This is a genomic window from Psychrobacter sp. LFX-11D, from assembly GCF_904846475.1.
Lineage (GTDB): Bacteria > Pseudomonadota > Gammaproteobacteria > Pseudomonadales > Moraxellaceae > Psychrobacter > Psychrobacter cryohalolentis.
The window spans coordinates 104,828-120,952 of record NZ_CAJHAV010000002.1 but is presented as its reverse complement, the minus strand read 5'-3'; the positions used below and the strand labels follow the sequence as shown (position 1 = coordinate 120,952).

Annotated in this window: 11 protein-coding genes; 7 read left to right on the top strand and 4 right to left on the bottom strand. The window is 39.8% G+C overall.

The genetic code is table 11. The annotated features are described in order from the left end of the window. Positions 1-22 precede the first annotated feature (22 nt). Complete coding sequence (locus tag JMX75_RS02130) at positions 23-382, top strand: hypothetical protein (RefSeq protein ID WP_149409930.1); 360 nt, start codon at positions 23-25, stop codon at positions 380-382. Between the two features lie 369 nt (positions 383-751). On the opposite strand, the gene JMX75_RS02125 is transcribed toward JMX75_RS02130, so the two are convergent. Further along, positions 752-1,045, bottom strand: a complete 294-nt coding sequence (locus JMX75_RS02125) for a contact-dependent growth inhibition system immunity protein (protein ID WP_201530731.1) — start codon at positions 1,043-1,045, stop codon at positions 752-754. Positions 1,046-1,590: 545 nt separating this feature from the next. On the opposite strand from JMX75_RS02125, the gene JMX75_RS02120 reads away from it, so the two are divergent. Genes JMX75_RS02120 through JMX75_RS02095 form a run of 6 tightly spaced genes read left to right on the top strand, consistent with a single transcriptional unit; the run spans position 1,591 to position 11,074 of the window. Continuing rightward, on the top strand, positions 1,591-3,969 hold the full coding sequence (locus JMX75_RS02120) for a type I restriction-modification system subunit M (protein WP_201530730.1): 2,379 nt from the start codon (positions 1,591-1,593) through the stop codon (positions 3,967-3,969). Beyond that, a complete protein-coding gene (locus JMX75_RS02115; protein ID WP_201530729.1) occupies positions 3,969-5,282 on the top strand; it encodes a restriction endonuclease subunit S in 1,314 nt (437 codons plus the stop codon). The genes JMX75_RS02120 and JMX75_RS02115 overlap by 1 nt, the downstream gene beginning before the upstream one ends. A gap of 23 nt (positions 5,283-5,305) precedes the next feature. Beyond that, positions 5,306-5,908, top strand: a complete 603-nt coding sequence (locus JMX75_RS02110) for a hypothetical protein (protein WP_201530728.1) — start codon at positions 5,306-5,308, stop codon at positions 5,906-5,908. Positions 5,909-5,912: 4 nt separating this feature from the next. Then, positions 5,913-6,533, top strand: coding sequence for a hypothetical protein (locus tag JMX75_RS02105; protein ID WP_201530727.1), 621 nt, complete (start codon positions 5,913-5,915; stop codon positions 6,531-6,533). A 34-nt stretch (positions 6,534-6,567) separates the two neighbouring features. Then, the gene (locus JMX75_RS02100) at positions 6,568-9,855 is read left to right on the top strand and encodes a type I restriction endonuclease subunit R (protein ID WP_201530726.1); all 3,288 of its coding nucleotides are present in this window, start codon (positions 6,568-6,570) and stop codon (positions 9,853-9,855) included. Positions 9,856-9,883: 28 nt separating this feature from the next. Further along, positions 9,884-11,074: a hypothetical protein gene (locus tag JMX75_RS02095; RefSeq protein ID WP_201530725.1), complete on the top strand. Its 1,191-nt coding sequence runs from the start codon at positions 9,884-9,886 to the stop codon at positions 11,072-11,074. 443 nt (positions 11,075-11,517) lie between these two features. Here the strand turns inward: JMX75_RS02095 and JMX75_RS02090 are convergent, their stop codons facing one another. The 3 genes from JMX75_RS02090 to JMX75_RS02080 are packed head-to-tail and all read right to left on the bottom strand — an operon-like array spanning position 11,518 to position 15,677. Further along, positions 11,518-12,954, bottom strand: a complete 1,437-nt coding sequence (locus tag JMX75_RS02090; protein ID WP_201530724.1) for a response regulator — start codon at positions 12,952-12,954, stop codon at positions 11,518-11,520. Continuing rightward, the gene (locus tag JMX75_RS02085; protein WP_201530723.1) at positions 12,947-13,852 is read right to left on the bottom strand and encodes a sensor histidine kinase; all 906 of its coding nucleotides are present in this window, start codon (positions 13,850-13,852) and stop codon (positions 12,947-12,949) included. The genes JMX75_RS02090 and JMX75_RS02085 overlap by 8 nt, the downstream gene beginning before the upstream one ends. Further along, positions 13,842-15,677, bottom strand: a complete 1,836-nt coding sequence (locus tag JMX75_RS02080) for an AAA family ATPase (protein ID WP_201530722.1) — start codon at positions 15,675-15,677, stop codon at positions 13,842-13,844. The genes JMX75_RS02085 and JMX75_RS02080 overlap by 11 nt, the downstream gene beginning before the upstream one ends. Between the last annotated feature and the right edge of the window lie 448 nt (positions 15,678-16,125).

Here is a 16,125-nt window from a genome sequence, read left to right as displayed (position 1 = left end):
CTAATAATGGATATCCTTTCTTATGATAGACGGAATTTGGTGGCTTGTCATATTGACGGCAGTTATCGTTGGATTATGGTTTTTTGCAAAATCACGTGCGCCAAATAACTTACATGACACAAAGTCAAAAGATAAGAAAAAACCGATCAATGACGCCTTACAAAAGACGGCGGAGATGATTAAGCAGCATTTTCCTGATTATCGAGTGACACGAAAGGGCAGTCATTTGCTCGTTACTCGACAAAATATAAAAATCGCGATGATTACGATCGACCCCAAGCTTGCTGCTAGTCAACGCCGTTTGGGTGATATACCAGTGATTAATTATCAGCGTGTACCTAGCCGTGCGCAACTAGATGCCAATTTGCAAGAGGCAGAGTAGATTGGTACGAATACCTAGCTAGGAGAAGTAATACCCCGTCATAAGTCAGCATAAAATGGAGTTAACAACAATATATACAACATCTTATAGGTATTAACAGACGAGCTTATTAATGATAAAAACTTCAAGGTTTTGTTTTAAATGGTCTTATAGATTTGAGGTAGTGCTGAGAAATGGCGAAATACGATGATTGGTGCGCTCGGCGGGAGTCAACCAACTGCTTTAATATATTGATTAATATGGATAATTTATATTAATTTTATTTTATGTACAACAATATGTACAACATTTTAATATCGTTACTCTCGGCTTATAACTTGGAAGCTTACTCGTAGCTGTTTACAAAATAATTATGATAATGAAAGTCAATTATGTGATTTCAGCGATTAGTGTCTTATAAGCTGAGTCAATCCATGCTTGTTCACTAGCATAACCATTTAATAACGGATCAAAGTCAAAGCTGTTATTTTCAAAAACTGTTTTTGCTAAACCATTAGCCAATATATACTCGAGGTCTCGAACTAAGCTGTTCAATAAATCTACGTTCTCTTTACTCGAAAAACGTAAAAGTACGTCCTTATCATTAGCTTTAGAGTCACAATACTCTGCTCGCCAGTCTTGATAGAAGTAGGCATCCATCAGATATGTAAATGTATTGATCATAATATTTCCCAGTAGATAATCTTTATGAGCGCATAAAGTTGCATTTTTGTTTTGCAAGGCCTTAGGTTTCAACTTTCGATAGGTATCTGGTTGTAATTATAGGTCAGTTATTGCGAGTAAAATTGAATCCATTTTGAGTGTACTATCCCACATTTAAAGCCGCTACTGTAGAGTGTCAATTATTCCACTTTCTGCTTCCTGATAATTTTTCTGCTTCCAATGCCAGCTACCTGTTTTATTGGTTTAGAGGTAATTTTCCACTTTGAAATAAAAGTCTAAAAAAGGCGATTTTGCTTCCTCATTTCCTTGCTTCCTCACTTTCTTGCTTCCAAAAAGCATCATCTATTCTTAACAAGAATTCTTTTATTCAATATAGCCTTTAATTCCGATTTCATACTAGCCTTTATAGACCCTACTATCATACAATGATTTTTATAGACCGTCATAAGTCGATGTATTCCATTGCAGTACGTGTTAGCCAATTTTTAAGCCTGTCATATAATCCCAAGCATTTATCCTTGCCCAACAAACAATAAGACAATTCCATGACCAAAAATTTCTCTCAAACAGCGGCTTTCATCTGGTCAGTTGCTGACCTATTACGCGGTGACTTTAAGCAATCTCAATATGGACGCATCATCCTGCCATTTACGCTATTGCGCCGCTTAGAGTGCGTATTAGAAGAGACCAAAGCAAACGTCGTTGCAGAGAGCCAGCGTATCGCTGAAATGAGTTTGCCTGAGGAAGCGCAAGAGAAATTCATTATTCGTGCCAGCAAGCGACCTTTCTACAATATTTCGCCCATGGACTTAAGCAAGATGGGTCAGAGCGATATTAAGGATAACCTCAATACATACGTGCAATCTTTCTCTAAAGACGCGCGTGAGATATTTGAGCATTTCAAATTTGAAGAGTTTGTTGGGCAGCTGGCCGATGCTAACTTGCTTTATAAAGTGGTGCAGATGTTCGCCAATACCGATCTGAGTCCTGAGACTATCTCTAACCATGAAATGGGCTTTGTCTTTGAGGAGCTTATCCGCCGCTTTGCTGAAAGCTCGAACGAGACCGCAGGGGAGCATTTCACCCCGCGCGATATCGTGCGCCTGACTACTTCATTGGTATTTATGGAAGATGATGATGCCCTGACCAAAGACGGCATTATTCGCACCATCTATGACCCTACAGCGGGGACAGGCGGTTTTCTATCCTCTGGTATGGAATACGTGTTAGAGCTTAACCCTGACGCGGTGATGCGTACTTATGGTCAAGAGCTAAACCCTGAATCTTATGCCATCTGTAAAGCCGATATGCTGATCAAAGGGCAAGAGGTGAATAACATTAAGCTTGGTAATACTTTGTCTAGTGATCAGCTGGTCGCTGAGAAGTTTGACTACATGCTATCGAACCCGCCGTTTGGGGTGGACTGGAAAAAGATATCCGGTGAGATCAATGATGAGCATACGCAAAAAGGCTTTGACGGTCGCTTTGGGGCTGGCTTGCCGCGCGTGTCTGATGGGTCGCTATTATTCCTAATGCATCTCATTAGCAAGATGCGTCCGATTACTGGTGATGATAAAGCGACAGATAATAGCAGTAATCAAAACAGCAATCAGGGCAGCCGTATCGGTATTATCTTAAATGGCTCGCCGTTATTCACGGGCGGCGCAGGGAGCGGCGAGAGTGAGATTCGCCGCTATATCTTAGAGGCCGATTTGCTAGAGGCCATCATCGCCTTGCCAAACGATATGTTCTATAACACGGGCATTGCGACCTACATCTGGATATTAAGCAATAAGAAAACCCCTGAGCGTCGCGGCAAAGTGCAATTGATTGACGGTAGTAACCTATACAGTAAGATGCGTAAATCACTTGGCTCTAAGCGTAATGAGATGAATGATGACGACATCAAGACCATTACTCGTAGCTTTGGTAACTTTGAAGTGGTTGATGCCCGCGTATTAAATAAGCCAGAAGAGGTGAAGTCTAACCGTGGCCGTCAGTCTGCCAATCCTAAGGCTGAACCTGCTAAAACCTTTGCCAGTAAGATATTTAAAACCCACGAATTTGGCTATCGCCGTATCACTATTGAGCGGCCGCTACGTCTATCGGCTCAGTTATCTGACAGCGCCATTGATAGCCTACGCTATGCGCCTAAGCCTTTTGATATGGTCATGCCAGCGCTATATGAAGCCTTTGGTTGTGAGTGGGCTACTAATAATGACAGTGACAGCTATGGTGATTTGTCAGCGGTCACCTTAGAAGCACGCGCGATGATAAAGGCAGACTTTAGCGAGCTTAAAGAAAGCCAAATCAAAGATGTGCTTGATTCTAAAGTATGGCAATCGCAGCTTGTGCTGATGAATAAAGCGAAAGCCTTGCAAGCAGCTATCGGCGCGCGCCAATTCGATGACTTCAATGAATTTGAAAAAGTGTTCAAACAAGCGTTAAAAGACGCAGATGTTAATCTCGACACCAAAGAGAAAAAGCAGCTGATGGATGCTATCACTTGGAAAAATCCAGACGCTGAACCTGTCATCAAAAAAGCGGTTAAGGTTACCAATCCACTCTATGGTGCGTTTAGCTATAAGCCTGCCAATTCAAACAAGCTTGCTAAAATAGTTGAGTTCCAAACAGACAGCGATCTGCGCGATTATGAAAACGTGCCGCTCAATCCTGAAATCACCACCACTGAGTTGATTGAAAGCTACTTCGCGCGTGAAGTACGGCCGCATGTACCTGATGCGTGGATCAATGCAGATAAGACTGATGCCATCGATGATGAGATTGGCATCGTGGGCTTTGAGATACCGTTTAACCGTCATTTCTATGTGTATGAGCCACCTCGTGCACTAGCCGATATTGATGCGGATCTGGATGCGGTCAGTAGCGAGATTATGCAGTTATTGGGTGAGGTGCATTCATAATGACGAAGTATCAGCAATATGATGAGTATAAAGATTCTGGGGTTGAATGGTTGGGGGAAATTCCGATTGAGTGGAATTTACTACGTGGAAAATGGAGATTTAAGAGCTTAAAAGAAGTTAATCGTAACTTACAATGTATGGAGAGATTAGCATTAACAATGCGTGGTGTAATTGAACGTAGCATCGAAAGTGATGATGGACTACAACCATTAAAGTTTTCTGGCTATCAAATTTTTGAAAAAAATGATCTAGTGTTTAAGCTGATTGATTTAGAGAACTACAAGACAAGTCGAGTTGGATTGGTTTTTAAAAAAGGAATCATGAGTCCTGCCTATATACGTTTGCAACCTTTTTCTAGTGTATATCCAAAGTTTTATTATTATTTATACTTTGATTTGTATCTTAGGGGGATTTATAACGAAATTGGTGGTCAAGGTGTACGTTCAGCTTTAAATGCTTCAGATTTATTAGAATTAGAGGTGTGCGTACCAAACATCACTGAACAAGTCCAAATTGCAAACTTCCTCGATTATGAAATTGGTCAAATCGATACCTTAATCGAAAAAAAGCAAACCCTAATCAAGTTATTAAAAGAAAAGCGCCAAGCGGTCATCAGTCATGGGGTTACTAAAGGCTTGAACCCCAATGCTTTGATGAAAGATTCGGGCGTTGAATGGTTAGGGGAAGTGCCTGAGCATTGGGCTGTTGGTAGAGTGGGCTATTATGGTCAGGTTCTTAACGGTTCAACACCAAGTAAAGCAAACTTATCTTATTGGCATCCTAAAGAAGTTGCATGGCTATCTTCTGGAGAAGTTAATCAATACTATATTGAAAGTCCAACGGACTATATCTCTTATAAAGCTCTTAAAGAGTGCTCCGTAACCTTGTTGCCAGTTGGTACGTTGGTGATGGGTATGATTGGCCAAGGTAAAACCCGTGGAACGTCTGCTGTAACAAAAATTGAAGCAACAATAAACCAAAACCTTGCAGCTGTTATACCAAACGAAAATTTATATTCGAACTATGCCCATCTTTTTTTTCAGGCTGCCTATAAAGAATTAAGAGAAGATGCTAGAGGTGGAAATCAAGCCGCTCTCAATTGTGAAATAATTAGAGATTTTAAAATAACGATACCGCCAATAGATGAACAAAGAATCATCTTTATTGAAATTAACAAGATTTCAGAAAAGTTTGACATTCTAATAGTAAAAGCAGAAAAAGCCATTCAACTCATGCAAGAACGCCGCACCGCCTTAATATCTGCCGCCGTTACGGGTAAGATTGACGTGCGCGGCTGGGTTGAGAGTGAGTAATGTTCTAGTGTGGAGATGTATAGATGGACGCTAGTGTTTGGACTCAGATAATAATGGCACTCTGTGCATTTATTGGTATCAGCTATAAGATAATAACGGATAGAATTTCTGAAAAAAAAGGCGACTTAGAGAAGACGAAAAGTGTTCTTGATAGACAGGAAGATATTAAGAACAGTAAGAAATATCTGCAAGATTTAGAGATAAATAATATTACTTATCTAAAAGGTTTTACGTGGGAGCAAGTTGAAGTGCTATTGAAGAAAGATTTGCGCTTACTGACCATTTCGGAGTTAAGATTTTTAAATAAAGATAAGTTGGTGGTTATTCGTAATGATGAAATTATCATACCGACCAAGATGTATATTTTGAAAAAAAAGTGTTTTAGCATTCGTGCTTGTCTGATTGCTGGAAACTTCATACTTAGTGTTATAGCAGTTGGTTGGGCGATATTTAATTACTCTCTATTTTCTATCGTATCTGCTCTATTTTATATGTACATGCTATTTGCTGAAGTAGTTGCTATTCATCATTTTGAAAGCTTGACCAGTTTTAACTTAATTAAAAAGTCTGGAGATATGGCAAGAAATACTATTGTAGTCTCTACAGATTTTGATAGAGAGGGATAAAAGTATGGAAAAGCAGAAAATAAGGTATCGCAAAATAAGAGGTATAAATCGCCGTAAGCGTGCTATTGAGCAGTGGGGTGATAATCGTAAGAGTCTTGATATTGAATTGCTGAATCAAGAAAAAAGAGACTACGTTAAATTTCGAGTACAACCATGGTCGCGCTTGCCTTTAGGTAATACTATATATCCTGAGCCAACAGGCGACTGTGAATACATGCTAATTAAAAACCTGCAAAAAATCTATCAGTCATGGAAAGGCTCGTTAGAAGATATGCAAACTCCTTATTATCTACAAATTTGGCTATATGAAGAATACATTAGTCGATCCCAAGTGGTTTGCGCGATAGAAGATTACAAAGACTTTTATCAAAATACGTTTGAGCCAGTAGATGAGCAGCCCAACGACAGTATTCAAAGCTCTATTCACTATAACGAGACTACTGCCAAATATTTAGATGCTTTTAAGTGGACACTTAATAGGCATATTCAGGCATATGATATGACTGATGACTACGACATAGAAATACTGCAAGAGACTGACCCTAGCAAAAATATAAGAACGGAAGTTATCGAAGGTAGAGAGCATCAGATCGTTGAAATCAATAAAGTATGGCTGATCTCATAAGCCCAACTCATAAATTAATAATAAGAGTCAAACCATGACCCAGACCAATACTGCTATTAATGCGCAAAATGTCACCTATGAATCTGTCTTCCAAGCCGATATCGTCACTCAAATGCAAACGCAAGGCTGGCAGTTGGGTCATGCCAGCGGCTATCAGGCAGAGACCGCGCTATATGAGCAAGACGTGCTGGACTTTGTGCAGAACACCCAGCCGCAAGAGTGGGAGAAGTTTTGCCGTACCTTTCCTATCGACTCTGAGCGCCACTTTATCGACGCATTGGTTAAGCAGTTAAACAAAGCTGATGAGCACTCAACCGATAGAGCGTCGCGTACTTATGGCACATTGGGCGTATTGCGTCATGGTTTAAAGATTCGTAACGCGCGCTTCTCATTATGCCAGTTCAAGCCTGAGCACAGTCTCAACCCTGAGATCATGGCACGCTATGAGGCTAATATATGCCGTGTTGTCCCTGAAGTAGTCTATAGCCCTCATGCCAGCCTAAAAGACAGCACTGATGGCAAGATAGCTAAACGTAACCGTATTGATGTCGTGCTATTCGTGAATGGCATACCCGTGACGACGATGGAGCTAAAGTCGGAGTTTAAGCAATCGGTACAAAACGCCATTACTCAGTATAAGAAGACCCGCCTGCCAAAAGACCCTGATACTAAAAAACCTGAGCCGCTACTGACGTTTAAGCGCGGCGCATTGGTTCACTTTGCCGTCAGCCAATATGAAGTCTATATGACAACGAAGCTGGCAGGTGACAGCACCTACTTCTTACCGTTCAATAAAGGCACTAAAGCAGGCGGCGCGGGTAATGATACGCCCAGCGATAGCAGCCGCTATGCTACTGATTATCTATGGAATGAAGTACTCACCCCAGACAATCTCTTGGCCATTCTCGGCCATTTTATGCACTTGCAGATAGAGGAAGAAGAGGACGCGATTGGACGCAAGTCTAAACGCGAGACCATGATGTTCCCGCGCTACCACCAATGGGATGTGGTGACCAAATTGGTTGATGCTGCCGTGACTGAAGGCACTGGGCAAAAGTATCTCATTCAACACAGCGCAGGCTCAGGCAAGTCTAACTCTATCGCATGGACGGCGCATCAGCTATCGACCTTGTATAACAGCGACGGCGATAAACAGTTTCATTCAGTGATCGTCATCACCGACCGTACCGTGCTTGATGACCAGCTACAAGAAACCATCTATCAGTTTGAACATGCCGATGGCGTGGTTGGTAAAATCAATAGAAAAGAAGGTGACGGCTCAAAGTCTGAGCAGCTGGCTGCCGCACTGGTGAACTCGCAGCCAATTATTATCGTGACTATTCAAACCTTCCCGTTTGTGCTTAAAGCGATTGAAGATTCAAGCGTCCTAAAGTCGCGCCGTTATGCCATCATCGCTGATGAAGCACACTCATCACAGACAGGCTCAACCGCACGCCAGCTTAAAGAAGTTCTGGTCTCAGGTGATATAGAGAGTAATGCAGACGATGACAAGCCGCTATCTAGCGAAGATATCTTGGACGCCACGTTAGCTGCTCGCCGTAGCAGTCCCAACTTAAGCTACTATGCCTTTACTGCCACGCCCAAGCCTAAAACCATTGAGCTGTTTGGAAGGCTTCCTAATCCTAACTTGCCAGCATCGAAAGATAACCTGCCAGCTGCTTATCATGTCTATTCAATGCGCCAAGCCATTGAAGAAGGCTTTATCTTAGATGTGCTAAAAAACTACACCAACTATAAAGTGGTCTATCAGCTCAAACAAAAGCTGGCCGCCGAAGATGATGAGGTCGATGCACGCCGCGCTAAGATCAAGCTTAATAACTGGGTGCGCCTCCATGAGCACAATATCGCGCAGAAAGTAAAAATCATCATTGAGCACTTTAATGACAACATCAAAGGCTTACTCGGCGGACAAGCCAAAGCGATGGTAGTAACCGGCTCACGTAAAGAAGCGGTACGCTATAAGCTGGCTTTTGATAACTATATCGCTGAGTACGGCTATAGAAACATCAATGCCATGGTCGCGTTCTCAGGGGAAGTTACCTTCAATGATAATGACCCTGACAGCGGCGCATTACTTGGTGAGAAATTCACTGAGCACAATATGAATATTGGCCTCAAAGGCCGCGACCTACGTAAAGCTTTTGACAGTGATGACTATCAAGTGATGCTGGTGGCTAACAAGTTCCAGACAGGCTTTGACCAGCCTAAACTCTGCGCCATGTACGTGGATAAGAAACTGACAGGCGTGGACTGCGTACAGACCCTCTCACGGCTTAACCGTACCTATAAGGGTAAGGCGGAGAGCGGCACGTTTGTGCTCGACTTCTTTAATGACCCGCAAGATATTTTAGAGGCCTTCCAGCCGTATTATGAGACGGCAACCTTAGCTGACGTGTCCGATCCTGATCAGGTGTATGACTTGTATGAGAAGCTGCGTGCCAGCGGCATCTTCTTATGGAATGAGGTCGAGCAGTTTGTTGAAGCCTTCTATAGCAAGAATAAGTCTAACGCGGCCATTAGTAATATCTGCAAGCCTGCGGTTGAGCGTTGGCAGAAGCGCTATAAGTTGGCGCGCGAGCAAGCACAGCATGCCAAGGTGATGCTTGAGCGCACCAAAGCGACGGGCGATGTGGTACTGATGACCAATGCCGAAAATGATTACAAAGGCTTCAAGGCCGATCAAGATGCGCTGGAGATCTTTAAAAAGGACTTAGGTACATTCACCCGTCAATACGAGTTTATGTCACAAATCGTGGACTATGACGATAAAGAGCTGGAAAAGCTGAGTCTATACGCACGTAACCTACAGCCGCTACTGCGCGAAAGCGTGGACAATGAAGATGACGTTGATCTGAGTAATATTGTCATGAGCCATTACCGCGTCTCAAAGCTATATCAGCAGGACTTAAAGCTACAAGAGGGTAGTGGTGAGCTTGAAGCAGGCGGCGGTGCTGGTACGGCAACCCCTAAAGATATAAAAGAAGCATTTCTATCGCAGATTATTGAGCGCTTGAATGAGGTGTTTGCTGGCGAGGACTTTACCGAGAACGATATGGTTAATTTTCAAAACACCATTTGGGATAAGGTCACGGAAAATAAGATTGTCGTGAAGCAATTCAGTAATAACAGCACGGATCAGATTATGTTGGGCGGCTATCCTGATGCCGCGATGGATGCGCTGTTTGAGAGCCAAGAGGCGTATGAAGGTATGACCATGCACTTATTATCTAACCCTAATCAGTTCAAGAAGTTCATTAGATTGATGCTTGATACGAAGCTGGGTGCTGAGGTTTCAGGATAGGAAACACAGAGATTGAGAGATGCTAGCTATGCCAGACAAGAACATTAACCTTTGCGATACTGAGGATGAAAAGCAGCGTTATATTTTTAACATGCTGCCAACTTATTTCATCACTCAAACGGGAGTTGATTTCAATAGCATAATAAAAGAGCTTACTACAAACTTATTGAAAACCCCTATTAGGCAGAGGTCTCAGGTAGCAAAAGTATTTAATGACCTAATAAGTACGCCAGTAGATAACTACATTAATATACAAGATATTAATCTTGAACAAGGTGAGATGTCAGCGGAACCCTATCAGGCGTTACTACGAATTATGGGTGTATCGCCTGATAGCAAGTTGTATGAACATACAGAGATCATTGATGCTTGCGCTAGTCAAACACTGTCTCAGTCAGTTATAACTCAGTTCAAAAATTATTTGTACTGTGAGTTCGGTTATAAAAATGATGAGCTTCATGTAGAGATGAACGCAGAAAGCTTTTATATGCATTTACTGCAGAGCTTTGTGGCGCATCTTGACGCTTACTTTTACCATTACGAATGTTCATCATCAGTCAATCCGATCAGTCTGGGACATCTGTTCCAAAAAAAGCCAGATCCAAATAAATTACAGTATGATTCAAAAACGAATAAATTTATTTCATTAGGCAAAAAAGGTAGTCTGTTTACCCGTACGTCTCGTACTTTTTTACAGTGGTCGCAAACTTGGCTGTATTTCCAGCAATATAAGGAGATGCCCAAAAGTACAAGAGGTATAAGCAGCAATATCAAATGGCCTGTTACTAATGACCCAGAAGGAATGCATGAATACTATATTCGCCGAACAAGTGAAGGTAAGTGGATTACTTTAATGGATTTATATTGGCTGTTAGGTATTGAGGATAGAACAGATGATGAGGCTCGTAAAGCGCTTCATCTTCGCCAAAATAATATGGTCAAGTATTTGAAAAGCACCGATATTAAGGCTTTAGAAGGATTTGATCATAATCTCGTTGGATTAATCTGGTTAGTCTATGCTTTTTTTCAAATACTATATGAGAAAAGCGAGAAATCTGATAGTAATAGCTATATTACCTATGATGATTATTATTATGATCTATGGGAATCCATAACAGATCACTACGAGTCTAATGTCAGCGAAAATACAAAAAAAGACCGTGTTGAATGGCCAGACTACCTAAAAGAGCAAGCCATACGCGATGAACGTATGGCCTGAATATAGCTAGTAGTTACCATCTGACTATCTATTTACTTGGTGGGTTATTATCACGACCACCACCTGATGGATTGCCTGTTGTGCTCGGCCAGCCTGCACCTTGACCACCATTATTCATGAAGATTTTCATATATGTTACTCCGTTAAAGGTTTGATTTAGCTATAGCCAGTTGCTAACTGTCTATAACTAATATCTTAACGATTAATAACATCTGGATCTCCCATCAATCTAAGGGTTTTGGTTAAAAAACATACAAAAATTTTAGATTTTTATAAAAATATAGTAATATCTATATATTCAATGGAGTGAGTGAGATCACTTTGATAACAAGGTTTAAGTTAAACGACTCTGCAATCAGTCATCTATTAACTCGTTTTACTATGTGCAGGATTTATTAGAACACTAAATATAGTAAGCGACCTATTACTCTTACAAAAGCCACTTAAGATTGATCGTAAATTCTTCTGGAAGCCTGTAACAAATTCAAAGCAATTTCTTTGTTAGTATCTTCATATTTTAATTGCCTTAAAGAATATGAATATAAACATGCAGCAAGTTCTCGGGGACCTGTTCCTATATTCTTAGCCCATTCTCTACAGAAGCGAATATCTTCAGCTATTGGGCAGTTTTCAATGTATTTGTCTATATCTTCCCAGTTTTCAATATCAGTTTTAGTAGGCCAGTCATATTTAATTGTGTTAGGGTGAAATAAGAAGCTGCACTCTAATGTTATTGGATCTAGAGTGATTGATCCTTCTGATACATCACCGTAATCAATCAAAGTTGCGGAGCTTATATCTGTGTTGATAAGGATATTCTCACCATGCAAGTCACAATGAAAGCAACCTATATTTGCTTGGACCTTAGATTCCTCAAATCTATTTGCCCAATCAAGTCTATACTGTTTTTTCAAACGTTCACTAGTTTTATCATCAACTAAATTTTGCCTAATAGTTTTGATACTGATACGCTGTTCTGAAGAAGTAGCATGCCATCTATCAAACATGCCAGATACACACTGTCTGATTGTCGAGGTAATTACACCTTCTTCTACAGACTTGAAGAAAGAACGATCGTAGCCTGTTGCAAGACTATAAAAAACGCCTGAATTTGACATGGCGGAGAATTCTATATGCTGAAGTTTTCTTGGGGTAACTTCAGGCCTTAACCTATTTATTTTACTATCATAATTTTCTGCATCTTCACTAATATCTTTCATTGGCCCACATTTCGCAATGGCACTATAAACGATAGCTCCTGTCTCATTCGTTACGTGTACCAAATAGACTTTTGCATTAGAAAGGCCGCCTCCAATTTTAGTAACTTTAGCACGACTCCCTCTTTGACTTTTACTAAAAACTCGAATTAATCTGTCGTGCTCTATTGGTAAGGAACCAGAACAAGAATTTAACTCGATATCAGAGAGACTTAGTACAGCTTTAACTATGCCAGTTACTTTTTCTTTAAAATCACCCATCTTTGTTTTAGTTAGATGATCGATAGTTGATCGTGATCGGCCTTCAGCCCAAATATCTGAACTATGAGAAGAGACTAAAAATTCAGCTATCATATCTACAGTACTTGTTCCTGTAAAAACGAGTAGAGGAGTACCCTGCGCCTTAAGTCTACATTGACCTAAAACTGCTAAACCATGTATTGATGATTTTTCAAAGCTATCATTTTCAATTGGGATTTTGAGATCCAGAGTAATAAAGTCAAAAAATTGGTTCGAATCATTTAAAAAATCAAAAGCTTGATCTCGACTTCCTGCAATAGTGACTTCAACTCGATCATCTATTGCCGTAAAAACACTTATTATATAGTTAGAAATATCAACTTCATCCTCTACTACTAAGACTTTAAAATTATGATTAGACATTAAAATTTCCCCATCTTAAAATTAGTTTCGCACCACCTGACTCAATGTTAGATAGCTCTACAGTTCCACCTAAGTTATCTATCGCTTGCCTCATAATGCCCATTCCAAATCCTGTATGGCCTGTTTTATTTGTGTTCCCAATAGTGAATGCTTCATTGGGATTGCCTCGAACTCCAATTCCTTCATCGATGATAGACACCCAGAATTCTTGATCATTTCCCCCCCAAGATACCGTGATACTTTTATCATCACTCATGTTAGTTAGGGTATTAATTGATTCACTGCTATTTCTAATTCCGTTAGAAATAGCAAGACTTAGCAGAGCAGGGTCTGTCGTTATGATATAGGGTTGACTACCTTCTAAGTTGACTCTTATGGTTCCCTGAACCTCCTCTGTTAAAATATTCTTTATCAACTGTGCTAAATCAACTTCCTTGCTATCAGGTGCACTAGCAGAAATTCTAAGTTGTTCAATCGCATTGAAAACTTGCATTAAGTTGCCAATACACTTTTTAGACTGACTTGAATCAAAAGAGTGAAACTCTGTATTTAAAGTAGCTTCAAGAATGCCGAGTTTTGGGGCTAATTCATGTAAAAGAATTCCTGAGAACTCATCGATCGCTTCCGCTTTTAAATACCTTTTTCTCTCTACATCAGTTGCTTCATCAACTTGAAGGTCTATAGTTAATAACTGATTTGTCTCTAATTTATTGATATTATTCAAAGCTTTGTCCAATGCCATTTTTACGTGTCTGACTTTTTCGATTCTTCTTTGTATCCTGAGCTGATCAGTAGCCCTACTATCACTATTTTTAATAAAATACCTAGCAGCATCAAAACGATCTATCGCCGTTGGGGATGATAAGGCAGCTATAGCTTCTTCGTAATTACTGTTCATAAAATGAAGCTCTTATTCTAAATGCATCTCTACCACCTTCCATGACTGTAGATATAGCTTCAATTATTTTAGGATTGTCCAATGTACCTTCAGATACAATATATCCTCTCGTACCATCGGAGTTTAGATGTATAACCTCCGCGGCATTCCCTAATACTGGAATATTTGCATTATGGGTCGTAACAATAACTTGCCCTTGGCCTGACCTTCGAACAATTGCAGATATTAAGGTTTCCACTATAAAAGCATTGTCAATATGATCTTCTGGTTGATCAACAATCAAAATAGTATCTTTATGTTCTAAAACTAAAGGAAGAATAACAGTACATCGCTGGCCTGTTGAAAGTTCACTAAAATCCTTAAAATCACAACCGTCTAATAATTCAAATTTTATTTCGTCTTCTAATAAGACTGTTGCAATTTTATCAACTGATAACTTCAAACTACTTATAATTTTGAAAGCTCTCTCTTTTGATATAGGTACCAGCGAAATAAATTCATCAGCATCATCGTTTTCTATAATATCAAGCAAAGCTCTTGGTGGAATTGTCTCAGCTATAATAGGTGCAAGCTCATTATATTGGATACCGCTTCCCTTCAATGCGTTGATTAGTTCTTGCTGATAATCTTCAAGTTGACTTGCTTCTTCTATTGAAACTCTAATCTTAGGCTGTAGAACTGAGGATAATTCAGAACATACGATAGAACGTTTCTGAGAGCGCTTTGTTCGGACTAGCTCTAGCTGTATCAAAGCTTTGTTTCGCTCCTTCCTAACACTATCGATTTGCTGATTTTTTTCTGTAGTGCTTAATGCTACAGCTTCTAATTGTAATATTTCGTTCCTTAGTTTTTGGCATTTTCTTGATATTTCACCAGAGCCTTTTTGTAGTTCATCTATTTCACTTCTTAAGAGTTGACCTTGATGCGTTATGGAGCTGATAGAGCTTTGACTCGTATTGATCTTCTCAATAGCTTTTTTCTCTGCTAATTGTATTTTTAGTAGCACTTCTTCAACTTTTTTAATTGCTTCGTGTTTTAAATGTATAACTTCAAGTAAAGGGTCTTCGGAAGAATAATGCCAATTGCTAGTCTTTTTTGCTTTATTGAGGCTATTATTTAGTTCTAACTTCCATTCCATTTGAGATGTTAAATATTCTTTTATATAGCTCACTATGGCAGAGTGTTCAAAATAGTCTTTTTCTAACTTTTTCAATTGCACTGACTTCTGAGCCGCTTGTTTAGATACTTCCGAAATCTTTTGTTCCTCCAACTCCAAAGCTTTAAGCTGTTGTTTTAAAGGTGGCAGTTGCAGTAGTTTATCTTCAGAGTCATTGATCATATATGTCAAAGATAGTATTTCTGATGAATATGATTCAATTAACGCGATAGCAGACAATTCTTGAGACTTTAAATCACTTAGACCGTCCACAAATCCATCAATAATTTTAAGTCTTCCACTTGAAACTAGCCCTATATTTTCAATCTCTGTTTGGGAAAATATTAGTGGGAGTTTAGGTGTGTTGTATATCGGCGGGGTTGTTTCACCTTCAGTAGTTCTAGAATATATAATGCTTTCTACACCGTCAGAAAGGGTTACTATTATTTGCCCATCTTTTAACACGGATCTGGCATGCCCAACTGCCTTTGCTTGAGAGTCAGTTGTGTGTCCTTTTATACCTAAGCAATATCTTATTAATTCAACAAATGTTGATTTACCAGTACCTCGTGCACCGATAATTGTATTTAAACCGTTTTTTAGACTAGTATCTAACCCATCAAGAAAGCCGCCCTCGATTTGTACCCTTTCAATAAAAAAATTTTTCATAGAATACTTTACCTCTTACTAATCATGATAAAGGCTATAACTGCACTGCCTTATTGTGGACAAATTGACGCTAGAAAATATTTACCTAGGGTATCGATAAAATAAGCTTTAAAGCGATCTTATCAGATAAATCAGTATCTGTAAGGAAATCTAATTCTAGAACTCAGAGAGAATATCGTTAATCAACGATAACCGTTCAGTTTGTGAATGGAGTCGTGCCTTGCCTTTTGTTTCTCCAGATTAGTAACCTCTAAATCGGGAGTGAAGCAAGCCTAAACTAGGCAGCTTAATCTTAATTCTATTTGATTAGTGTCTTATGGTTGGGATGATTACCGAGATACCGGCACGTCAACTCTTAAAGACAAAAAAAGCGTTCTTGTAGCAGATTATTGAGTAACTGAATGAAGCTTTTAGATAAGTGAATAACAGCCTTTTTTCTGCTTCCTCG